The organism is Pseudomonas sp. NPDC086112 (assembly GCF_044746425.1).
Taxonomy (GTDB): domain Bacteria; phylum Pseudomonadota; class Gammaproteobacteria; order Pseudomonadales; family Pseudomonadaceae; genus Aquipseudomonas.
Genome location: NZ_JBIVCD010000015.1, coordinates 61,942 through 85,227, shown reverse-complemented (window position 1 = coordinate 85,227; position 23,286 = coordinate 61,942). Strand labels below are relative to the sequence as shown.

The 23,286-nt window shown below is 50.7% G+C and carries 22 protein-coding genes; 4 read left to right on the top strand and 18 right to left on the bottom strand.

Features of this window, described 5'->3' with window-relative positions; genetic code table 11:
• Nucleotides 1-36 precede the first annotated feature (36 nt).
• The 14 genes from ACIPLA_RS13565 to ACIPLA_RS13500 all read right to left on the bottom strand — a co-directional run bounded on the left by ACIPLA_RS13565 (nucleotide 37) and on the right by ACIPLA_RS13500 (nucleotide 15,828).
• The gene (locus ACIPLA_RS13565; protein ID WP_401173533.1) at nucleotides 37-309 is read right to left on the bottom strand and encodes a hypothetical protein; all 273 of its coding nucleotides are present in this window, start codon (nucleotides 307-309) and stop codon (nucleotides 37-39) included.
• A gap of 424 nt (nucleotides 310-733) precedes the next feature.
• Nucleotides 734-1,273, bottom strand: coding sequence for a dTDP-4-dehydrorhamnose 3,5-epimerase (gene rfbC / locus ACIPLA_RS13560; RefSeq protein WP_401173531.1), 540 nt, complete (start codon nucleotides 1,271-1,273; stop codon nucleotides 734-736).
• Nucleotides 1,270-2,148, bottom strand: coding sequence for a glucose-1-phosphate thymidylyltransferase RfbA (rfbA, locus tag ACIPLA_RS13555; protein ID WP_401173529.1), 879 nt, complete (start codon nucleotides 2,146-2,148; stop codon nucleotides 1,270-1,272). The genes rfbC and rfbA overlap by 4 nt, the downstream gene beginning before the upstream one ends.
• 45 nt (nucleotides 2,149-2,193) lie before the next feature.
• Nucleotides 2,194-3,264, bottom strand: coding sequence for a dTDP-glucose 4,6-dehydratase (rfbB, locus tag ACIPLA_RS13550; RefSeq protein WP_401173528.1), 1,071 nt, complete (start codon nucleotides 3,262-3,264; stop codon nucleotides 2,194-2,196).
• 79 nt (nucleotides 3,265-3,343) lie between these two features.
• Complete coding sequence (locus ACIPLA_RS13545; RefSeq protein WP_401173526.1) at nucleotides 3,344-4,747, bottom strand: mannose-1-phosphate guanylyltransferase/mannose-6-phosphate isomerase; 1,404 nt, start codon at nucleotides 4,745-4,747, stop codon at nucleotides 3,344-3,346.
• A gap of 53 nt (nucleotides 4,748-4,800) precedes the next feature.
• Entirely contained in the window at nucleotides 4,801-5,907 is a 1,107-nt protein-coding gene (locus tag ACIPLA_RS13540) for a DUF1972 domain-containing protein (protein ID WP_401173524.1), read from the bottom strand.
• On the bottom strand, nucleotides 5,900-7,045 hold the full coding sequence (locus ACIPLA_RS13535) for a glycosyltransferase family 4 protein (protein ID WP_401173522.1): 1,146 nt from the start codon (nucleotides 7,043-7,045) through the stop codon (nucleotides 5,900-5,902). The genes ACIPLA_RS13540 and ACIPLA_RS13535 overlap by 8 nt, the downstream gene beginning before the upstream one ends.
• Before the next feature lie 20 nt (nucleotides 7,046-7,065).
• Nucleotides 7,066-8,130: a polysaccharide pyruvyl transferase family protein gene (locus ACIPLA_RS13530; RefSeq protein ID WP_401173520.1), complete on the bottom strand. Its 1,065-nt coding sequence runs from the start codon at nucleotides 8,128-8,130 to the stop codon at nucleotides 7,066-7,068.
• On the bottom strand, nucleotides 8,127-9,302 hold the full coding sequence (locus ACIPLA_RS13525) for a teichoic acid transporter (protein WP_401173518.1): 1,176 nt from the start codon (nucleotides 9,300-9,302) through the stop codon (nucleotides 8,127-8,129). Before ACIPLA_RS13525 ends, ACIPLA_RS13530 begins: the two co-directional genes overlap by 4 nt.
• Nucleotides 9,303-9,322: 20 nt before the next feature.
• Nucleotides 9,323-10,381, bottom strand: coding sequence for a glycoside hydrolase family 5 protein (locus ACIPLA_RS13520; protein ID WP_401173516.1), 1,059 nt, complete (start codon nucleotides 10,379-10,381; stop codon nucleotides 9,323-9,325).
• Nucleotides 10,374-11,651: an O-antigen ligase family protein gene (locus ACIPLA_RS13515; protein ID WP_401173515.1), complete on the bottom strand. Its 1,278-nt coding sequence runs from the start codon at nucleotides 11,649-11,651 to the stop codon at nucleotides 10,374-10,376. The genes ACIPLA_RS13520 and ACIPLA_RS13515 overlap by 8 nt, the downstream gene beginning before the upstream one ends.
• Nucleotides 11,642-12,799, bottom strand: a complete 1,158-nt coding sequence (locus ACIPLA_RS13510; RefSeq protein WP_401173513.1) for an acyltransferase family protein — start codon at nucleotides 12,797-12,799, stop codon at nucleotides 11,642-11,644. The genes ACIPLA_RS13515 and ACIPLA_RS13510 overlap by 10 nt, the downstream gene beginning before the upstream one ends.
• A 260-nt stretch (nucleotides 12,800-13,059) precedes the next feature.
• Nucleotides 13,060-15,288 (bottom strand): polysaccharide biosynthesis tyrosine autokinase, encoded by a 2,229-nt coding sequence (locus tag ACIPLA_RS13505; RefSeq protein WP_401173511.1) that lies wholly within the window; start codon nucleotides 15,286-15,288, stop codon nucleotides 13,060-13,062.
• Nucleotides 15,289-15,333: 45 nt separating this feature from the next.
• Nucleotides 15,334-15,828: a low molecular weight protein-tyrosine-phosphatase gene (locus ACIPLA_RS13500; RefSeq protein ID WP_401173509.1), complete on the bottom strand. Its 495-nt coding sequence runs from the start codon at nucleotides 15,826-15,828 to the stop codon at nucleotides 15,334-15,336.
• 603 nt (nucleotides 15,829-16,431) lie between these two features.
• Here ACIPLA_RS13500 and galU point away from each other — a divergent pair.
• The 3 genes from galU (at nucleotide 16,432) to rfaH (ending at nucleotide 18,276) form a co-directional block, all read left to right on the top strand.
• A complete protein-coding gene (gene galU, locus ACIPLA_RS13495; RefSeq protein WP_218399230.1) occupies nucleotides 16,432-17,265 on the top strand; it encodes a UTP--glucose-1-phosphate uridylyltransferase GalU in 834 nt (277 codons plus the stop codon).
• A gap of 76 nt (nucleotides 17,266-17,341) precedes the next feature.
• Nucleotides 17,342-17,773, top strand: a complete 432-nt coding sequence (locus tag ACIPLA_RS13490; protein ID WP_401173507.1) for a phosphomannomutase — start codon at nucleotides 17,342-17,344, stop codon at nucleotides 17,771-17,773.
• A complete protein-coding gene (rfaH, locus tag ACIPLA_RS13485) occupies nucleotides 17,770-18,276 on the top strand; it encodes a transcription/translation regulatory transformer protein RfaH (protein WP_401173505.1) in 507 nt (168 codons plus the stop codon). Before ACIPLA_RS13490 ends, rfaH begins: the two co-directional genes overlap by 4 nt.
• A 150-nt stretch (nucleotides 18,277-18,426) precedes the next feature.
• On the opposite strand, the gene ACIPLA_RS13480 is transcribed toward rfaH, so the two are convergent.
• Nucleotides 18,427-19,263 (bottom strand): undecaprenyl-diphosphate phosphatase, encoded by an 837-nt coding sequence (locus ACIPLA_RS13480; protein ID WP_123497711.1) that lies wholly within the window; start codon nucleotides 19,261-19,263, stop codon nucleotides 18,427-18,429.
• Nucleotides 19,264-19,598: 335 nt separating this feature from the next.
• On the opposite strand from ACIPLA_RS13480, the gene ACIPLA_RS13475 reads away from it, so the two are divergent.
• Entirely contained in the window at nucleotides 19,599-20,015 is a 417-nt protein-coding gene (locus ACIPLA_RS13475; RefSeq protein ID WP_401173583.1) for a hypothetical protein, read from the top strand.
• Here ACIPLA_RS13475 and ACIPLA_RS13470 read toward each other — a convergent pair.
• The 3 genes from ACIPLA_RS13470 to arsJ form a co-directional block, all read right to left on the bottom strand.
• A complete protein-coding gene (locus ACIPLA_RS13470) occupies nucleotides 20,009-20,911 on the bottom strand; it encodes a universal stress protein (protein ID WP_218399227.1) in 903 nt (300 codons plus the stop codon). The two genes, ACIPLA_RS13475 and ACIPLA_RS13470, sit on opposite strands and share 7 nt — an antisense overlap.
• A 204-nt stretch (nucleotides 20,912-21,115) precedes the next feature.
• Entirely contained in the window at nucleotides 21,116-21,715 is a 600-nt protein-coding gene (locus ACIPLA_RS13465; RefSeq protein ID WP_218399291.1) for a serine protease, read from the bottom strand.
• Between the two features lie 341 nt (nucleotides 21,716-22,056).
• The gene (gene arsJ, locus ACIPLA_RS13460) at nucleotides 22,057-23,277 is read right to left on the bottom strand and encodes an organoarsenical effux MFS transporter ArsJ (RefSeq protein ID WP_401173502.1); all 1,221 of its coding nucleotides are present in this window, start codon (nucleotides 23,275-23,277) and stop codon (nucleotides 22,057-22,059) included.
• Nucleotides 23,278-23,286 lie beyond the last annotated feature (9 nt).

The window sequence follows — 23,286 nt, the reverse complement described above, 5'->3', positions numbered from 1 at the left end:
TTCTGAGTGATCTTGAACAACACACTTCGCGGGGTATTAGTTGGTACCGGTAGTACCACCGGTGCCGGTGGTGCCGCCTGTTCCGGAGGTACCGCCATTGGAACTGCCACCGGAGTTTGAAGCGGCCACGGCAGCGCCAGCGATAGCCGCGCCGATCACAACAGTTTCGGCGACCGTCACGTCCCCGACCAGCGGGGTGTTCAACGACAGTGGCTCGCTTTCGCTCACCGTCTTGCTCACTGGTTCATCCGCTGCCAACGCCGCGGTACTCATGACAGCCAGCAAGCCGGCCGTAAGTAGTTTCTTCATATCAGACTCCTTCTCGACATCAACTATGCATTAGATTTGATACTAGGGACCGGGAATGAACAGCAGGTGAATAGAACTGACACCCGTATATTGAACGAGACAGTTCATACACATTGCCTCCTTTGGAGGATGTCATTTATAGGCATTGCATGCCATATGCCGAGCCTCCTCACCTCATCCTCAAAAGCGCTTGCGCAGGGCAGGACGCTTTGACGAAAAGGAGATTTTTCAAGACGTTCACTACCCAATAAGACATTTTCGGCACAAACTCACGACATTGAACACCTCATGCCTGACGCCGATTGTTATTATTAGTCAGGATTTTCCCGAATTCTTATCCCGCAAAGTTCTATGTGATTGAATATCCAAGGCTCAATACATCGGTCATAAATAGTTAATGTTAACTATAGACCATTATAATCCGTCATTCCCCACTCAACACCGCGCGCAAGCGCGGGTTGCGCAAGTCTTTTTCCGAGAGTAAAGGCGACTCCAACGGCCAGGCAATGTCCAGCTCCGGGTCATTCCAGAGCAGACCACCCTCGTCCTCGGGGTAATACAGATCGGTGCATTTGTATTGAAAATCAGCGGTATCACTGAGCACACAGAAACCATGGGCATAACCCGGCGGCACCCAAAGCTGAAGATGGTTGTCGGCGGTCAACTTGACGCCCACATGTTCACCACAGGTGGGGGATTGGGGATTGATGTCCACTACCACGTCGTACACCGCACCTTGGGTGACCCGCACCAACTTGCCTTGGGGCCGGGTCTTTTGGAAGTGCAAACCACGCAACACGCCATACTGCGAGCGCGAGTGATTGTCCTGGACGAAAGGCAATTCGATGCCGGCGTCGCGATAACGCTGCTGGTGGTAGCTCTCGAGAAAGAACCCGCGGGCATCGCCGAAGATTTTAGGCTCGATGATCAGTACACCGGGCAGCCGGGTATTGATGACATTCATTTTGCGGGCTCCGTATTCAGCACCCGTGCCAGATATTGGCCGTAACCGGTTTTGTGTAACGCGGTGGCTTGTTTATCGAGTTCCGCGGCCGACAACCAACCCTGGTGGTACGCCACCTCCTCCAGACAAGCCACTTTCAAGCCCTGACGCGCTTCGATGGTCTGGACGAAATGCCCGGCCTCCATCAACGAATCATGGGTCCCGGTGTCCAGCCAGGCAAAACCACGCCCCAGCACGCTGACGTGCAGATCTCCGCGCTCCAGGTAGGCGTTGTTCACGTCCGTGATTTCGAGCTCGCCGCGGATCGAAGGTTTGACTTGCTTTGCAATGCTCACAACGTCTTTATCGTAGAAATACAAGCCGGTGACAGCATGGTCGGACTTCGGATGTTTTGGCTTCTCTTCGATCGAGATCGCCTTGCCGTTATCGTCGAACTCGACAACGCCAAAACGCTCCGGGTCGCTGACTCGATAACCGAAGACGGTGGCACCGGCCTGTCGTTGTGACGCTTCGCGCAACAAGGCGCTGAAGCCATAACCGTAGAAGATGTTGTCGCCCAGAATCAGCGCCACATTACTGTCGCCGATAAAATCCTCGCCAATCAGGAAGGCCTGGGCCAGACCATCGGGAGAAGGTTGTTCGGCATAACTGAGTTCAATGCCGAAAGAAGAGCCATCACCCAACAGGTTCTGGAAGTTGGGCAAGTCCTGCGGCGTGGAAATAATCAATATCTCGCGAATGCCCGCCAGCATTAATACCGACAGCGGATAATAAATCATCGGCTTGTCGTAGACCGGCAGCAGCTGTTTGGATACACCACGGGTAATAGGATGCAAGCGGGTGCCGGAGCCTCCCGCCAAAATAATGCCTTTCATATGAGGATTCCCTTCAGAGTTGAATAGAGGCAGGGTTTGAATGGTTCAACCGATATGGCCAAGACGCTCCGGGCGGTACTCACCGTTAAGGACTCGTTGCCACCACCCTTGATTATCCAGGTACCACTGAACTGTTTTGCGTATACCGCTCTCAAAGGTTTCCTGCGGTCGCCAACCGAGTTCGCGCTCGATCTTGCCCGCATCGATGGCGTAACGAAGATCATGCCCCGGCCGATCCTTGACGAACGTAATCAGCTCGCGATAACGATCGACACCCACTGGCTTGTTGGGCGCCAACTCTTCGAGCAGATCACACAAGGTTTCCACGACCTCAAGATTGGTTTTCTCGTTATGGCCGCCGATGTTGTAGGTCTCGCCGACCTTGCCCCGACTCACAACCTCGCATAGGGCGCGGGCGTGATCTTCTACAAACAACCAGTCGCGAATCTGCAAACCATCGCCATAGATCGGCAGAGGTCGGCCGTGGATGGCATTCAGAATCACGTGGGGAATCAACTTCTCGGGGAAGTGATAAGGGCCGTAATTATTCGAGCAATTGGTCACCAGCACCGGTAGACCATAAGTGCGTTGCCAGGCTCGAACCAGGTGATCCGAACTGGCTTTGGACGCCGAATAGGGTGAACTTGGCGCATAAGGCGTGGTTTCGCTGAACAGACTATCGGTGCCCTCTAGGTCGCCATACACCTCATCCGTAGAAATATGGTGGAAGCGAAAAGCCTGTTTAGCCTCCTCTGCCAGCCCGTTCCAATAACGTCGGGCCGCCTCAAGCAAGGTATAGGTCCCAACAATATTGGTCTGGATAAAATCCGCGGGACCGTCGATGGAACGATCGACATGGGACTCCGCAGCCAGGTGCATGACTGCATCCGGTTGGAACATCTTGAATACTTGGTCCAGCGCCTGAGCGTCACAGATATCAACGTTGAAGAAGTGATAACGCGACGACTCGGCAATGCTGGACAGGGAGTCGGAATTGCCCGCGTAAGTCAGTTTGTCAACGTTCGCGACCCTACACGTGGTATCACTTATCAGGTGGCGTACCACGGCTGATCCAATGAAACCGGACCCACCGGTAACGAGGATTTTTTTAAACATGAGTGGAGATCCTGACGGCAAGATAAAAGATTAAATCGGTGCCCGCACCGCTGTTGGTTAACCCCTTGGATGGTGCGGTTCACGCCCTGCCGTATTTATCTTCAAACCGCACGATGTCGTTCTCGCCTAAATAGGATCCCGACTGAACCTCGATCAGTTCCAGAGGAATGACACCCGGGTTCTCAAGTGCATGTACTTGACCGATAGGAATGTAAGTAGACTGATTCTCGGAAACCAGATAAGTCTGCTCACCGTTGGTCACCTTGGCCGTACCGCTCACGACGATCCAGTGCTCGGCGCGGTGGTGATGCATCTGCACAGACAACTTCGCCCCCGGTTGAACCGTGATACGTTTCACTTGATAGCGAGTGCCTTTATCTATCGAGTCATACATGCCCCACGGACGATAAACTTCTCTGTGGTTTGAGTATTCGTGGCGATCGGATTGCTTGAGCCGTTCCACTACTTTCTTAACGTCTTGTACTTGATCCTTGCGAGCAACCAGAATGGCGTCGTTGGTTTCAACGATGACCAACCCTTCGACGCCGATAGTCGCGATCAAACGGCTATTGGCGTGAACATAGGTATTGGACGTGTTCTCGGCGATGACGTCCCCCTTGAGCACGTTACCGTCAGCATCTTTTGCAAAGGCATCAGCGAGCGCAGACCAAGAGCCAATGTCACTCCATCCGGCATTCATTGGGACCATCACCGCATCGGCGGTTTTTTCCATTACGGCGTAATCGATAGAGTCCTCGGGGCATGCAGAAAACAAAGCCCGGTCAACCCGAGTAAAATTCAAATCCTGCGAACCATTCCCCAAGGCCTCAATACAAGCAGATAAAATGTCAGGCCGGAACTTTTGCAACTCTTCCAGATAACGACTTGCGCGAAACAGAAACATGCCGCTGTTCCAGAAAAAATTCTTCGTGAGCACATATTCTTGAGCTGTTGCCAGGTCGGGTTTCTCGACAAAACGGTTCACTCTGAAACCGCCGCCGATTTCGTCACCCTTCTCAATATAGCCATACCCCGTTTCGGGATAGGTGGGCACTATCGCGAAGGTCACTAGCTTCCCTTCCATTGCCAGCGCAAGAGCGACCTTGATGGCCTCCTGGAAAGCATCGATATCTTTAATTGTGTGATCCGCCGGCAAAATCAGCAGCATCGGATCCTGACCTTCGACCGTGGCTTGCAGTGCGGCCAGAGCAACCGCTGGCGCAGTATTACGGCCTACGGGCTCAAGTAGGATATTTGCACTCTCCATGCCCAGCTTTCGCAACTGTTCAGCGGCCAGAAACCGATGCTCTTCGTTACAGATGAGCCTAGGGGTCTGTATCTCCAAGCCATCAAGTCTCTGAATCGTGGCCTGCAGTAAAGAGAGATTGGTATCTATTAACGACAGGAATTGTTTGGGGTTCAGTTGTCGCGAAAGCGGCCATAGGCGCGAACCAGAGCCTCCAGATAAAATAACCGGAATCATTTAGCACCTCATCGAAAAGTAACAGCCTGGATTAGATCGAAGTAATGGATGACTTATGAGGGTCGCCATTCAATGAAAAGCTGCTCATACGCACTCAACACTTTTTCCCATTTGAAACACTCGACAAATCTTGCGGCGCCGGCTTTTTTCATATCCGCAATTTTTTGTTCATCGGCCAGCGATTCATCCAAGAGGCGAGAAAGAGATTGCTTGTCCGAGAAGTAAGCTGCGCCCTCACCCACTACCCAACGATTAAATGGATTATCGTGAGCAATAATTGCGCAGCCAGCACCCAACGCCTCGACCAACGAGGGATTGGTTCCGCCAACTCGATGCCCATGGAGGTAGAAACGACTGAAATACCTGAACGCCTGAACGACGTTCGAATCGTAAATAGCACCTGGGAATATCACTTCATCACTTGCCGCGTCCATCACCTTCTTGTGATATTCGTTCGTGTTCGGTGTGAAGTTCCCAAGCACGACAAGTTTATGATTCCTTACCGAAGAACTAAACGCATCGACCATCTCGAAAAAAGAGTTTTCCGGTTCGGGTCTGGCAATAATAATAGAGAAGTTTTTTGGTTCTAGCCCGAAACCCGCTAACACTTCGACAGACGCCGATTTAACTTCATCACCACCGTAGGGAATCATAGTGATCTTATCGCCTCTGACTCGTGTAGCGAGGTGATCTTTTATCTTCGGATGGTCGGCGACCAAATGATTGCCTATCCAACAACCCAATCGCTCATTCATCCAGAACCAGGTCTTGGCAATGGGTCCCCACTTCTCTCTACGCCACTCAATACCGTCCATATTTATTATATTGGTCTGGCCTTTTGCACGTTGCAGCAGATTAAAAATGGCGGTGTTGTACCCCAACGTCAAGAACAACCCTTTTTCACCCAATGCATGGCGAACAGCCTTGAAATCAAAAATAACGGTGCCCAGCGCGCCCTCTCTGGAGACAGGTATGTGAACGCGGCGAATACCCCGCCATTCGGTTTCGGTTATTGCACCACTGCCACTTTCTTGGCAATAAACGGTGATTCGCCAGCCCCTTTCCTTAAGGTAGACCGCCAATTTTTCGGCAAATGTTTCAAAGCCGCCATGCTGTGCCGGAATGCCTCTTATCCCTAGAATCAACAAGTGCCTATTCATAAGTTTCAAATACCTTAATGTGCTGACGCGCTACGCGCTTCCAATCATGATTTTCTATCATTGCGGCTCGGGCGTTAAACGAAATATCCTCTGCGGAACTTGAGCTCAGGGCTGCGAGTATTTGCCGAGCCAAATCCTGTGGGTTATCCGTTTCAAACAGAAAGCCATTTCGATTGTCGTCCACGACTTCAATCATGGCTGGCAAACGTGAAGACACCGTAATACAGCCATACGACATCGCCATTAGCAGCACGCCGCTTTGGTAGATCTTTTTATAGGGCAGGACCACGACATCAGCAGAGGAGTAATAAAAGTCGACGTCCTCGTCATTGATATAGTGAATGTGCGGAATCACGACCCTCGAGATGTTTTTTGATTTTATGAGTTCTTCATAATGCTGAAACGAGTCTTTCCACACCTTACCGGCGATTAGCAACACGGCATCAGGTTCGTGCTTTGACACGATCTCCATCGCACTCAAAAGAACATCCAGCCCCTTAACCTTTTTTATCTGACCAAAGAAAAGTATGAGCTTTTTATCGACAGGCAGTGATAAGTGCTGGCGAGACAAAACCGTCTCCCGCCTTTTCACAAATGGCAGATAGTTACCATGAGGAATAATAGCTATTTTCTTATCGATCCCCTGCGCCGAAATCACCGAGCGCAACTCTTGCCGAGAGAACTCGTTATGAACAATAAACTCCTCCGGCGCCTTCAATATAGAGGTATGGGTTCTTGTTAGAGAACTCCCCGAAAACGATTCAACATCGTGAACCGTTGCGACTATCTTTATCCCACTAAACCTCAAAAGTTTACACGTTATAAATTCGAGCAATGAATATTGAAAAAAATGCAGATGGCAAATTTTTCCGCCTTTTTTCTTTATATCAATTATGGATCTCGTCAAGGCCGTAACGAACCGGATCAGCCTGACAATTTTATTGGACTTGCCGTAGACCCCTTTGAAGAACTTGTTTATCGTAAAATTATTCGAGCTTTGCTCCTGCGACTCAGGACAAGTATAGAGATGTACGCAGGCATTATTCAGAACCAAACCTTGTCCGAGGCCGGTATTGTAATAATTCATTCCACCGTGCCCGCCCACTGGTTCAATTATGAAATAATTCAAATGAGCCATGAAGAAAATCCTTATTCAGTTCACTTTAACAACTGATATATTTCGTGAACAGTCGACTGCGCCAACTGTCTCTGCACGCTTTTTTTACTTGCAGTACCGATCTGATATTGAGGTACAAATCCGTTTATCGCCCCCCTGTGAATCAAACACTCATCGGTGTGCGTCTCAGCGGTAAATTTTTTATTCTTGTCTGAATAATTGTATAAAGAGAACGGCGTTCCTACGGAGTAAGCAACCACTGCAGGGTGCAATCGGGCACTGACCACATGCTTGGCCTTTTTTATACAGTCTATGGACAGATCAATATCACTGCCAGGAATCTTAAATACCGAGAATCCGCAATCTTCCAACTCACGCTCGGCAAACAGTGATACCCCCGCATCGACTTCAGCGTCCGCATTCAGTACGCCTACCTTATTAATACCCAACGTTCTACATGCCTTGATCGAAACGCCAAGCAACTGCCTATAGATATCGGTACTGGATTGTTCGCCATAACCTTCAAGATCACGCAGGCACACGATGATGTAATCATCCGTGCCAGCCATAGCACTGGCCCCTTGCGCATCGTCTATATCGAGCGCATAAGCCAAGTCCACAGACTGTTTTATTTTTCCGGAGCGCAGCCAGGGATTTATTTTTTTAACGGCCTGTAACGAAGCCGAATCTCTAATGTAAAATGCTTTAGCTATTACAGTTGCAAAAAACAAAATCAGCCGTGTCTTCAGTTTCTTATGGTTATCTATCCCAATACCTGCATAGATAACACTCGCGCCGAACAAGCGACCCAGCGCCATGTACTTTATCCCGCCAGTCCCGCCCTCATCCATGAAGCAAGTTCCACCGCCCCAAATGATCGCAGAACTTTTCATTACATTTCTGTAGGCGGTCAACGCGTTAGCTTTATTAAGCTCCACCACGCTCACATCATTATCGCTAATAAATCTTTGTTTCCGGAGCGATCCAGCATCCCCGTAAGTCAATACGGTAAATGCCAAACCAGGCTTCTTCAAAGACAGAAGCGACTTCAGCATCAGAAGATCACCGAAGTTATCTCCGTAATACCCGATAATAGAAACGTTCATACACTCACGCTCTTTCTATAAAGAATATAGTACGAAACAGCTATGAAGAACTCGCTAGCCACAATACTGGCACCAATACCTTTTGCTTCAAACTGCATTAACAAGACAAACAAACCGACTTGTAGCGCCATCCCGACACTGGCGACCAGGATCTTTTTACTCACCCACTCCTCGCTCAATAATGCAGCGCCAAATGGAGTTGCGAAAAACCTGAACGGAATAGACAGTGCCGCTATTTGCAATACCTGCGCCGCGTAATCATATTCACCGCCAAACAGCAAATGAATAAGCTCTCGAGAATAGAAACTCAAGCCCGCCGCAAAAACAGCTCCCACTGCAAATGAATACAATGAGTGCTTGATGGGTATGGATTTTTCCGCAATCGAAAGCGCATGGTATTTTTTTATTAAATAGGTATTGAATACCGTATTAGGCGCAATATAGAGCGCCGTGAGCAAGGTATTGCAAATCGCAAGGTATCCAGAATAGGTAGAGCCATAGATCACCCCTAACAAAGAGATCGGGATCTGCAACTGAGCTATATTGAGAGCGCCATTCAACGAATACTTAATGGAGTCCTTCAAAAAATCTCTAATCTTTAAACCTGCTGCTTTTCCGTGCCGGGTTATTAAAGCAACACACAGCACCAAGCAAAGAATATTAGCGGCCCCCAAGGCTGCCGCAGCGGTGGTAAAACTCGGGACCAGCGAATAAAAAATTGCCGCAACCAACAATATCCTTGAAAGCGGCACCACCACCTGGCCAAACGAAATCCGCAGGGGACTGCTCTTGAGTTGACCTTGAGTGATTACAATCGCTTGAGAAGACAGTGCCACCACTCCTGTCGCCAGCAACACCGACTGCAAAAGATCTATGCCTGCTCCGTACAACAGCGCCATGCTGATGACATAGGCACCCAAGGTATTGATCAACAGGCAAACGTAGGCAATTTGCATGTACCCGGTATATTCAGACGGTGACCGACTGACACGCCTTAACAACAAACTATTGATGCCACTGAACGCCAGTGCCCCCAGCGTTATAGTAATTGCGTTGGAAAATGATATAAGGCCAAAACTGGCCGCGTCCAAGGTTCGACTGAGTATGACTTGAAGTAAAAAAGTCGCAGCCGCAGCCCCAAACGATGAGATCAACAATTGTATTGCTTTCAAGGAAAATGTCCTGCTCGCGATTAGTCAGCGGCCTGAAATCGGTCATTCAATTTAAAGTGCGCCTTCAACAGCAAGTATTTTTTAGACGCGGTATCAGGGGCTAAACCTCTTTTTGTCAACGACAACTCGGGGTTCCAGATATCAGCCTCTTTATAAGAGTGATAAAACCAACTCCAACCCTTGCGCTCAAACAGATCCAACAGCGTATTCATGTACAAATCGGAGTCATCCGCGGGACTATAATTCGACACACTGAACTCACCCACTATCACTGGCCCAGGGTGGTTTAAAACCCGGGACAGGGTTTTTCTAAAATATAACCTCAAGCTCTTTTCACTTCTCAGCAAAAATGGCAGTCTCTGGTTGACAGGAAACTCATGAACGCCCTGGTGAGTAAAATCCCCAGGATCGTAATAATGCAGACTGCCTATTACTTGCTTGTCATCAATCAGATGGGTGATTTCACTCCAGTTGGAGCGCTGCCCATTAGGAATTCCATTCGGTTGAATAGTGATGCGAGGCTGGATCAACACCAGTTTACCCGGCGAGATCGCCAGTATCGTTTCTGATACCTGCTTTAAAAAATCAAGGTATTGCGCAAGCTCAGCCTGCGCCGGTTCGTTCACAATGTCATAGCCTATGACAATGCTTTCGTCTTTAAACTTCCCTGCCAATTGCGCATAGCTTTTTATCAGCGCACGCCTCAGATCAGCGTTACGCCAATACTCATCGCCCATCGAACCCGAGTATTTTTTGACGTTACCGGGAAAGGTATGAACATCAATCAGAAGCAGAATATTGTACTTTTTTGCATACCGAATATAACGATCAAGCACAGCGACTGCTGTACTGTCCAACCCACCTACTTCATCAAACAATGGATGTGATGCAAACGCAACACGTACTGCATTCACATTTAGATCATCTAAATGCTTAAAGTCCTGCTCACTTAAATTCAAATCAATATTGAACCCTCGCAACGCCATGTCCACCTTGTAGTCGTGAACGCTTCGGGTCAATGCCTGAGCATTAAAAGCACCTGTCAAAAGCATGACACACAAAAAAGCACTTCTAAGCATGTCGTTTCGCTCTATCATTAAGGGCGCAGATGATTCCGAAATTTATCCAGATAATTGCCTGTATGCTATCCGCTCGGAATGACCAACCCTGGATACCGGTTATTAGTATCGCAATGATAGAAACCAGCGCGGCGGCCGACGCATTGTTAACCGAAACATCACCGCCTCTCTTGATCGTATTTTTATGAATCTTGTAGATTCCAAATATGAGGGCTAAATAGCTGACAATCCCTATCAGCCCCGTCTCGGCCATGACCAGCAAGTACATATTGTGAGCCGGATATCTAAAGCTTTTAGACGCACCAAACTCATCATACTGCTCCATGACATCTACAAAATTATTCCAGCCCACACCGATGAGCGGATGCTCCACAAACATATTGAGCGCAATTTTTGCCAAAATCAGTCTTGAGGTTGTACTTGACTCAGGCGCATCAAAAAATCTTGCATAGAGATTTTCAAGATTGTAAATAGCACCTGCCATAATCACTAAAGAAAACATCACGGAGGTATAGATTATTTTTTTGTTTCTTAAAATGGAACTTCCATTTGGACGTTTAAAGTAAAAAAGGCACAGCCCCACTACAAAGAAATACAACACAATTTGAGTTCTTGAGTAGGTTAAGCAAATGACAACAAAGCCCGCTGCTATTGCACCAATATACAGCAGTCGGCCCTTTCCATTTACCGCCCCATAGACACAGAACGGCAATAACAATACCGTAAACAGCGACAGCAAGGCCGGATGTCTTAAGGTACCCGTGACCCTGGTGATTCCGTTCTCTACGAAAAGCTCTTTAACTTGTTGAGCATCCTCCGTGACATCGCCGGTCGCTAGTTGATACGCCGCATACAATGTTTCGAAGATTATCAATAACGCGGCAACCTTGGTGAATTTTTCCATGGATTTGCCATCCTGGAAGACCGATCTCACCACAAGAAACAGCACGATGATCTTCCAGTGCCGAAAAATCTCATATATGGTGAAGCTCACTGCTTCCGAGTTGATGATCGACACAGAAGACAATACGACAAAAAAAATTGCTATCGCCGTGATCCGGTCAATCTTGATCTTTTCCAGGTTGATTTGTTTACTGAAAAAAATGATGGATACAAGTATCAGAAAAAGAAAAATATCGTAGGGTGCAATGGAAAGCTCCGCGCCCCCAAGGTGTATCTCAGCTCCCGTCAATCGATACCTCAGGTTGAAGGCCGTTGCCACGAGGAGCAACGGAAAAAGCAAATAGTTGACAAGGACCCTTACTGGCATTTTAGTTCTCGAGAATAGACTGTCGTGGCTATTCTTTTACCGATATCAATAAATGGTATCTCGACATACCGGTGAACCAACGATGAGGTTGCGTAAGTGAGCGCTATTGAAAACGCAATAAAGAGCGCAACCAAGTCACTGCTCAGATAACCGAACGCTCTCGCGACGATTAGCACGGCGTCGATAATCAAGATATGGATCAGATACGTGGAGTACGACAGCACACCCAGTTTGACGAGCACCTTATTCCTGAGTGGAGCTTTAGACAGTTCCAATATTCTTGTGATCCAAGGCTGCCTGAATCGGCCGTTCAGTTTGAATACGATCGCCAACACAGACCATAAGGTGATTGAGGCAAAATTGGCAAAGGATCGGGTAATCAGGCCTATTCCCAAGACGATGAGAATAATCAAAAAACCATTCTTCAGTTCACCCTCATCACGGCGAATCATATCGTGGGTTAGCATGCCTATGATAAAAACAGGTAACTTTATAAGAATGAAACTGCCGTAGGAGAATGTCAGACCAGAGTGCGTCAGGAGCAGCAGAGCAAGCAAACTTGACGCAACGAGCAGTTCTTTCCCGCGCTTAAGCAAAAAGCCACCTACTAAAAAAGGCGCGATCAGATAAAATTGCCATTCCAGTGTCAAGCTCCATGCCGGAGCTAAAAAGGCATCCCCTGCATGAGGTAATACCTGGTCCGGAATCATCCCTTGAAGCAACATTAAACAAGGCAGTAAGTAAGCAGCCACATTGCCTGTGATGCTCGTCCAATATCCCTCGACCGCTGCTATTTGCCCAGGCGTGTTCCATGGCATATCCATGCGAACACTCATCCTCTCATTAAACAGCAAAGCAGCCAGGAGCATGGCAAGCAGATAAATTGGAATGATTCTGAAAGCGCGGCGAATAATATAGGACTTATAGTCGCTACTTTTCCCGCTCAGGGCTTTGGCGATAAAAAAGCCGCTTAGACAGATGAAAATATCTACTGGAATAGCCGTTGCCAACAAAACCACATTAATAATGTGAGGTACGTCGCCGATCGCTTGACGAAAGCAGGAATACAAGTGACCAAAAACGACCCACCACGCCATCAGCCCTCGAATAGATTCCAGTTCTACGTAGAATTCCTGTTTATTTGCCATGGCCATCTTTTTCTCAAATATCTATCAGGAGGAGCCACTTGAAACTAAATACCCATTCCAAACTATCTAAATCTGAGAAACAGGCTTTTCTTCAGTTTTTTTGAAAATCCCACGCTACCGCCCCAGGATTTATAGTCAATTCCCTGAGAACACGATGTATTTCTTGTCGGCCAACATAGGTATAAGCTCGGAGATCCAGAGCGAATACCTTATCTAATCAAAACGCTCAGTCTAAAATTTAAAGCCTCGGCAGCTCCGGATCAACTATTATCTGATTGATACTCGTAGTTGTAATAACCATAAGCACCATATCCATATTTTGCTGAAGCCCGCTTTTCTACCCCGTTGAAAATCGCACCTTTCAACTTGATTCCGTTTTGAGCGAACCGGCGAATGGTCAGTTCTATTTCTCTGGAAGGATTAAAACCGAAGCGCGCAACAATCAGATTTGTGCCTGACTGCCTGCCAACAATCGCCGCATCGGTCACCGCCAATAACGGAGGAGTATCCAGAATGATCAAGTCATACATTTCGCTGACCTGCGACAACAGTTCGCTAAAGTTTTGATGCATTAACAGTTCTGAAGGATTAGGCGGTATCTGCCCACGGCTGATGAAGTCAAAATTTTCGATGTCAGTTTTGTGAATAGCAGTTTTCAGATCGCAGCGTCTGGCCAAGACGTCGGAGAGTCCGTTTGTACTGTGTAAGTTCATGACTTTGTGGATATAGCCCTTACGCATATCGACGTCGATCAGCAAGACTCGCTGCCCTGTTTGGGCGATCACTGCTGCCAGGTTGACCGATACAAAGGTTTTACCGACTTGCGGGCTGGGACCGGAAATCATCAGGCGATTGTTGTCAGCTTCATGCATCGCAAAATGCAGACTGGTACGTAAACTGCGAAGCGCTTCAACAGCCAGATCGGTAGGGTGATTAACGGCTAGCAATGAGATGCCGTTGCCAGAACGCTTCCCTCCTCGCGTATTTTTTTCATCTGCATTTTTCTGCAGTGTGCTGTACGGAATCGAGGCGTATACAGGGAGGCCAAGTTGCTCAATGGCTTCCGGGCTTTCCAAGCCACGATTCATTGCCTTGCGCAGCAGAACCAGCAGCACTGCCAGGAACCCGCCAATAAAGGTGGCAATCAGAACAATCAGGACTTTTTTGGGTTTGATCGGCTTGATCAGGTTCACATCCGCCGTATCGATCAACCGCACGTTGCCCACAGTCCCGGCGCGCATTACATCAAGCTCCTGGGATTTATTCAGAAGCTGCGTATAGATTGCTGTACCTACTTCGACGTCGCGAGTCAGGCTTAGCAGTTCTTGCTGGGTCGAAGGAAGGTCTTGGACCTTTTCTGCCAGACGCTGTTGCTTGCTACTCAGTTCAGCGATCTGAGCGAGCAGCGCACGATAGGCCGGGTGTTGACGGGTGAATTTTCTGTCCATCTCGGCTTGTTGGAGTTTTAGCTGGGAGATGGCTGTATCCAGCGACACGATCTGGTCCAGAATCGCTTTGGTTTCCAGGCTGATATCCACAGATTTGGTGCGTGTCTGGTACGAATTGAGCGCATTGCCGGCCCTCTCCAGATCATTTTTGACCTGAGGCAGCTGTTCTTTCAGAAATTCCAGACTTTGAGCGGCCTCGGCAGAAGTCCGTTGTACGTTCTGCTCGACATAGAGTTCGGAAATCTTATTGAGGATTTTTACCGCCAATTCTGGCTCGGTACTCTCTAACGCCAACCCAATGATGCCCGACTCTTTCCCACGCTCGATGACATCCAGCGCTTCCTGATAATCCAGAATGCTGGTCAATCGCGGTTTGCGCACAATCCGAAACCGGGTTCCAGGGTTGGCTCGCAACTCTTCAACAAACAGTTTGACGCCGCGTTGATCGACAGCCTCTCCAGCTTGTCCTTCAACCAAAAGCTCGTCAGCTTCATCGAACAGTTGGAAAGCCCCTTTTTCACCGGCGATGAAGGTCAGTTTTTTGGCTAACTTATCTTGTGGCAGGTCAAGGCGAGCTATTTTTAACGACTCACCACCCCAGGCGTAACTCGTCATACCCAACCAAGGGCTGGCTACTTCAGCGGGGTTGGCGTTTTTAAATCGACGCGCAACGAACTCGCCAAAAATGGGGAAGTAACTGGGCTCTACAATAATAGCCAGTTTCAGCTCATCGACCGTCTTACCAATCACCGCACGAGACTTGATCAGTTCGATCTCGGTCGCCGAAGGCGACTCTTTTCCCAACATGCTGCTGACATCGGAGAAACCCAACAAATCGTTCTTTTTCGCTTCAACCTGCAACAGCGCATTCGCTTGGTATACCGGGGTCGCAAGCACCGCGTACGCGGCCCCAGCCACCATGAAGGCGCCGGTTACCGCGGCAATCAGCCATTTATGGTCGATGAGTGTTCCAAACAAGCCGAGAAGATCAATCTCGTCATTGTCGTCGTCCCGCACGTTAACTACCGGTGCTTGCTGCATAAGTCGGATTCTTTGCCTGTATTACGATTCAAAAAGGAGTGGCCATCAGCGCGCCAGGCGCTGTGCCCATGCGAGTACGGCTTCTTCGATCAACGCATAAGCGTGCACAAATGCAGGTTTGCCTTGACGGTAGGGGTCGCTGATTTCGCGATCGTCTTGCCATTTGCCCAATAGCAACACTTTGCCTCGCGCTTCAGGGGCAATGTTGAGTACGCCGCTGACATGCCGCCGCTCCATCACCAGAATCAAGTCCGCCTCACTGACGGCTTGAGAGGTGAGCTGAACGGCCTGGTGCTCATGGGGCAGATGACCATGCTCGGTGAGTACGGCGTGTGCCGTCGACTCGATGGGTTTGCCCACCAAGGCAGCGAGACCAGCCGAACTGACCTCGATATCGGAATGAACGAGTGCCCCGCGCAGCAGATGCTCCGCGGTGGGACTGCGGCAAATATTGCCGACGCAGACAATCAAAACCCTTTTTAGCAAGATAACATTCCCCGTCTTGTCAACATTGGCGGTGACATAGCACTTGCCGAACATAAGAGCTTTAAACTACGAATGAATCCGGGTATGTATAACCCCAGTAACTGCAGCTGAAACTTTCAAACCATCAGTGCGTATTTATTACCATGACGCTTGAACAGCCCCCAACTTTTTCTTCAGACAAAAAATAACATTTCGCTCTTTGAACGCTGAATATAACAGTTCGGAAATTTATCCAGACAATTTCTAACAATTGTCGTTTTCCCGCGAGCGTTCAATCTAAATTACACCGAAATAGCGAGTAGCTAATATATAGCTGTTCCGTTAGTGCATTGCCAGGGCGTCAGACATTCGGTTAGAAGTTGGGTAAGAGATGCCTTGGGCAATAACTTTGTTTACAGCGGGTTGCGTCAGAAGCATGCAGTGGAACAACCAGACATGCTCGCCGACCAAGCGACCGCGCGATCTTTCTCTCTGCCTGCGCCTTGCGAGAAACATGGCGTACTGGCCTTTCGCTACCCCTGCAGCGTTGCCAACATTTTTCTCGAGTGATCGAGCCATTTAGAGCCCGCACTCTCCAGCGTTATCGGTTCCGACAACCCGTCGAACTTTTCCTACTGCCATTAGCCATTCCATCTGTCTACTTTCAAGGACGCTTCCATGATTCGTAAATGCCTATTCCCCGCTGCCGGCTATGGGACCCGCTTTTTGCCCGCCACCAAGGCCATGCCGAAGGAGATGCTGCCGATCGTCAATAAGCCGCTGATCCAGTACGCCGTCGAGGAAGCGCGTGACGCCGGCCTGCAACATATGGCCATCGTCACCGGCCGGGGCAAACGAGCGCTGGAGGATCATTTCGATGTCAGCTTCGAGCTCGAACACCAGATTCGTGGCACCGATAAAGAGCGGTACCTGGAAGGCACTCGAGAGCTGATCGATACCTGCACTTTTTCCTATACCCGTCAGGTAGAGATGAAGGGCCTGGGTCACGCGATTCTCAGCGGTCGTTCGTTGATCGGTGATGAGCCATTCGCCGTGGTGTTGGCCGACGACCTGTGCCTGAACCTTGAGGGCGATGGCGTACTGGCGCAAATGATCAAGCTCTATCAGCAGTTCCGCTGCTCGATCGTGGCCATTCAGGAAGTGCCCCGTGAGCAGACTCAGAAGTACGGCGTGATTGCCGGCGAGCTGATTCGCGAGGGTATTTACCGGGTCAACAGCATGGTCGAAAAGCCCCGCCCGGAAGACGCCCCATCCAACCTGGCCATTATCGGCCGGTACATTCTGACCCCCGATATCTTCGATCTGATCGCTGACACCGAGCCTGGCAAGGGCGGTGAAATCCAGATCACCGACGCCTTGATGAAGCAGGCCCAAAATGGCTGCGTGCTGGCTTACAAGTTCAAGGGCCAACGCTTCGATTGCGGCGGCGCTGAAGGTTACATCGAAGCCACCAACTTCTGTTTCGAGCACCTGCATCAGAACACCTTGTGACGGCGCTGAACCCTGACAAACGTGTGCGTTATCGAATTGATTTTTTGGTCTTTATTACCCTATGGACGAAGCCTCTATGAAGACATTGAGCGGTTTCAAGGCAGGTGACAGTCGCCGCCCGTATGGCGCTGACCTTAAAAACAACCTCGCGTACCTCATCGTGCGCGCCTACGCGTCGGAGCTGATTTTTCCCCGAGTGCAGAAACAGCCGGTGCTGCTGGTGGAACGCATCGGTGCCTTCCCCTCCTCCGGGGAAATCCGCCGTCACGTCAAGGATGGTCCGGCGTTAATGGCGAGCATCAGGCAGCGTTACGCCGCCGATGCCCTCGACATCGACGAGAGCGATGGGCTGAACCTGGTCTTTGCCGACTGGCGTCTCAGCTTGCGTCTTCTGGACGATGATGGCGTGACGTGCCTGACCGTGGAAAGCCGCGGCGACAGCTCGCTCATGCAGCACAAAACCGCCGAAGTGCTGAAGCAGATCGACGCAGAGGAGGCATTTAAATGAACGCGATTGCAGAGCACACCGCCAAAGCCTGGTATCTGCTTCAGTGCAAACCCAAACAGGATGAGCGCGCCGAAGAACATTTACAGCGTCAGGGCTATGCCTGTTTTCGCTCGACCTACCGGCGCGAACGCGTTTTGCGCGGGCAGCGTCGAGTGATCAGCGAGTCGTTGTTTCCGGGCTATCTGTTTATTCAACTGAGCCTTCAGGACAGTTGGGGTCCGCTGCGCTCGACCCGCGGTGTTTCGCGAGTCGTCGGGTTCGGCGGTCAGCCACTGCCGATCCGCGATGCGCTGATCGACGAGCTCCAGGAGCGAGACAGTCAGGCGATCGTGACAACGTTGTTGAGGCACGGAGATACGGTGCGCATCACTGAAGGTCCGTTCTCCGATCTTGAGGCGGTGTTCCTAGCCATGGACGGCGAGGAACGGGTGCTGTTGATGATGAATTTCCTGCAGCGTGAACAGCACATCAGCCTGCCACTGGCAGGGGTTAACAAGATTTAGTCCACTCAGCGGCTTGAGTAAAAGAACCTGTGGCGAGGGAGCTTGCTCCCGTTTGAGTGCGTAGCACTCACAAAAATCGGTTGGCAGATTTTTGGGGCCGCTACGCAGCCCAACGCGAGCAAGTTCGCTCGCCACAAAACCCAGGAAAACCTACGCCCCTTCCGAGAGATGATTCCAGTCGATCCAACCCAAAAACCATGTCGCCAGAATCAGCAAACCGAACGCAATCCGGTACCAGGCAAACACCGCATAACTATGGTTGGCGATGAACTTGAGCAAACCGCGCACGGCAATCATCGCAAAGAGAAATGCGGCAACAAACCCCAAGGCAAACACCGGCAAGTCTGCGGACTGGAACAGGTCGCGGTACTTATAGCCCGAGTACACCGCGGCGCCTACCATCGTTGGCATTGCCAGGAAGAACGAAAACTCGGTTGCTGTCTTGCGTGACAGGCCAAACAGCAAGCCGCCGATAATCGTCGATCCCGAGCGCGAAGTGCCAGGGATCATCGCCAGGCATTGTGCGCAACCGACTTTCAAGGCATCGGTCCAGCGCATCTCATCAACGTGATCGATAACCACCACATGCTCACGTTGCTCCGCCCACAACATGATGATTCCACCTATCACCAGCGCCACGGCCACGGTGATCGGGTTGAAAAGATACTCATGGATTTTGTCGGCGAACATCACACCCAGAACAACCGCCGGCAAGAAACCGATCAACAAATTCAAAGTGAAACGTTGCGCATTACGCTGGGTTGGCAAACCGGTAGTGATCTCCAGAATCTTGCGACGAAACTCCCAGACGACCGCCAGAATAGCCCCCAACTGGATGATGATATTGAACGCCATGGCTCGCTCACCGCCGAAGTCGAGCAAGTCCGCGGCAATAATCTGGTGTCCCGTACTGGAGATGGGCAAAAACTCTGTGAGCCCTTCAACCAACCCTAGAATCGATACCTGCGTGGTGGTCCAGAAGTCCATTAATCCCCCGTTAAACCCTCTCGGCTGAAAGGTCTGTTGATGATGCCGAACATTTGATTCTGGTCGCGATTAAACCTGTCGAACCAGCGGAGGATTAAAGCGCACTCTCTGCCTGCTTGAGCTAAACGTTATAAAACGTCCATGTCGCAGCGCCGGGTCGGGGCTCCTGAAATACCCTTCGCCCCGAGAACGTCTGAGTATGAAATTCTTTTGCAGAATCGGCACTTGTATATCGCGAATTCATGGATGCCACTCATCGTCGGATCGTTGACGTTTCGGCTTTGGGCGCGCGCAATGTTCTACCCAAAAATGATCGCTCCAAGAGAACATTCCATATGGCAAAGATCATAGTACTCGCCGGTGACTTCCCGCAGTGCGACGGGGAATATCACCTTGGAACCATCACCCTCAAAACGTCCCTCAAACCCCGGCTTGGAACCAGCTTCCCAGTCTCGGAGTTTAAAGATCTAACCGTTCAGAACACTGATTCGAATAAGAATATAAAGTCCGCCATAGGCCTGGGGCTCGCGGGTGCCATGTTGCTCGGTCCCGTCGGCGCCATCGCCGGCTATCTGCTCGCCGGAAAAAACACCGAGGTGACCTTTATGGCCACAATGAAGGACGGTGCAAAGCTGCTCGCGGCGACCGACAGTGACACCTTCCGGGATATCTCGGCACGCGCCCTGAAAAAATCCCGAGGCGGCCGCCGAGGCCCCCTTTCCAGCTCACTTAACAACGGATCCATTCATTGATCCGCTTGCCCGGCGACGGCGAGAATGTTGCAGGGCACCCGATACAGAACATGCTCCGTGGTACTGCCCACCCATTTTTCCAGCCCCTTGCGATGGGCATTGCCCATGACGATCACGTCGGCCCGGTGATGCGCTGCAAAATCGGCCAATGCTTTGCCTGGCGGCCCTGCAACGAAGTGCTGCCGTTCGGTGGGCACGCCGTAATGATCGGCCAATGCGATGAATGACTTATGCAAAGACTTGCGCACGTCGCTGTTGAAGCCGGGCATCGTCACTGCACCCGCGCCCGCATCGGATATATGTGTCTGCGATAGATCGTAGGCATACAGCAGATGCATTTCTGCATGGCATTGCGTTGCCAATTCGTTCGCAGCCTGGATGATCAGGTCGTTGATTCCAGTGATCTGAGTCTCTGGATGCGACGGATCGACGGCCGCCACGATTACGCGTGGAAGTGGGCAACTGACTTCGCTGACCAGATGGACGGGCACCGGACATTCACGCAGCAGATGCCAATCCAGAGGCGTGATGAAAACGCGTTTGAGCGCCGACTCATGCTGCACGTCCTTGATCACCAGATCCGCCTGCGTTGTTGTCACGTGCTGAAGGATCTCTTGCAGCGCGTCGCGAGTGAACAGCACCTCGGTACTCAGGTTGATTCCGCGTCCACGGATCAGATCGGCTTCATCGTTGAGCCATTTTTCGTTCTCTTGCTGGCAAGCCTCACGAAACCGCGCACTGGCGTGGATCAAACCCAAGATGTTGAAATCTTCGATTAACACCGTGATATGCAGCGCTGCGCCCGTGGCCTCGGCAAGGGCGACGGCCCGCTGCAGTGCCGGCGTGTGACGCATGGTGGGGCCGGCTATTAGAAAGAGTCGTTGATATTGGCTCATGTCACACCTCCAAACGTTCTGGGATATCTGCTAGCCCCCCAGCCTTTCGTCTGTCGCACCGCCAGCGATCTGCTATCGCCTCAATGACCCGGATCGACACAATCAATATACGCCTGGATTCAACTAACCAGCCATGATGGGGTTCATCATACCCACTACGATTAACCCCATCCCGACGGTCAATTGATTGACGACAATTCAACGTTACTTCTTCGCGTACTTCGCGCCGTGCGGATCGTTAAGTTTCACCTGCATCAACTCCCATTCACGCTGAATGATCGAGTAAGGGATAAAGACGCTGACTCTCTCAGCCCCCTTTAACCCGGGGTGAAAACTCACATCATTAAAAGAGGTGGAGAAAAAACCGACATTGATACCGACAATGCTGCCGTCATTGGCGATGACGGGGCCACCCGACATCCCCTTTATTATCGGGGCATCATGAATGGCATAGCGTTCGCCGCTGCCTTCATTGCTATTGATGAAAGGCGCCGAATACACCTTGCCTTGCCCGCTGACGGTGGTCATGTAGGGGCTCGCCCCCACGGCAGTGATGTGTTCACCCACACGCGGTGCGCGCCATGACGGGTAGCGGCCGTCGGCCTTGTGCTGGATGAAAACAAGGTCGCAACCAGTGCTGCAGCTGTATTTCACATTGCGAACGAGAGGGGTGTGGCGAGTGGTGACGGCATAGTCTTCGTTCCATTGCACGGCCGAGGCCATGTACAGATAAGGCAAAGGAAAGCCCGAGAAGACTGAAAAGTATGAATCATTGGCAGGCCCCGACAAGTCGGGCTTTACCATACCGTTGCATCCTGCAAGAACAGCTCCTATTAAAAAGTAGGTCATGAATTTAATCATGATGATCACCGACTTATAAGGAGGATTGGATTTTTATTGTGGCGAAACTTTTGGTTGTCCGGTTCTTGTAGTTTTCCTCGCAGCCTGGTCTGGTGCGTTTATTTATGGCTGAAGTTGTAAAGAATGCGTATGAATAAATTGTGCTAAGACTAATTGCTTTTCGATCCATACAGTAAACTGCAGATATTTGACGCCTGAAAAATGGCAGAACCCTAAATACAAAAATAGAAATTAAACTTGGACACTTCGCGTAAAGCCAATGAAACAGCCACTACCAGCGCAATTTAACTCACGTCGGCATGCCTCGGTAACGCCACGGAAATCATTGCCGCGAAAATAACAAATGCGCTGGATATCCATAAACACGCCCCCAGCCCAAAAGCCTGATAAATCCAGCCAGAGAGCACGGTGCCGATCAGCCGCCCCATGGCATTGGACATGTAGTAAAAACCCACGTCCAGCGACACGCCGTCTTCCTTGGCATAGGACACGATCAGGTAGCTGTGCAGCGAGGAATTCACCGCGAACAGCGCACCAAAGACCATCAACCCGCCTAACAGCACCGCCTGTTGCGACAACCCGGTGTTCAGCCCCAAAGCGATTGCCGCGGGTAGGCCTGCCAGAGCAAGCGCCCACAGAAACGCAGCGCGGCCATCAGGAACATGCCCCCGTTTCTTGCCGGTAATTCGCGGCGCGAACGATTGCACGATGCCGTAGCCGATCACCCAGGTTGCAAGGAATCCACCGACCTTCCAGAAGTCCCAGCCGAAGACGCTGCTCAAGTACACCGGCAACGCCACGACAAACCAGACATCGCGAGCACCGAACAGAAACATCCGGGCCGCTGACAGAATGTTGATCGCCCGGCTTTTGGACAGGATGTCGCGAAACCTGGGCTTGGCTTTGGCCTTGCCTAAATCCTTTTTTAACAGAATCAAGCTGCTGACCCAGATCAGCGCCAGAACACCCGCCATGGACAGCAATGCCCCTTTGAACCCGATCAGGGCGAGCAATGCCCCGCCGAGAAAGAAACCGACACCCTTGAGTGCATTCTTCGAGCCGGTGAGGATGGCTATCCATTGGTAAAGCGTGCCCTGCTGTCCATCGGGCACCAGAAGCTTGATCGAGCTTTTGGCGCTCATTTTGTTCAGGTCTTTGGCGATCCCCGATAGCGCCTGCGCGCCCATCACCCAAGGAATCGTCAGCCAGGCCGCTGGCACCGTTAGCATCAACAACGCCACAACCTGCATCCCCAGCCCAATGTTCATGGTCCGGTTCAGGCCCAATCGAGCGCCGAGATAACCGCCCAGCAGATTGGTGATCACACCAAAGAGTTCGTAGAACAGAAACAACGCCGCGATTTGCAGCGGGCTGTAGCCCAACGCGTGAAAGTGCAGCACCACCAACATGCGCAAGGCACCGTCGGTGAGGGTGAAGGCCCAGTAATTGCCCGTCACGAGCAGGTACTGCCGCACTTGAGGCGTGAGGGCTGACAACGCTTTCATCACCGCGCC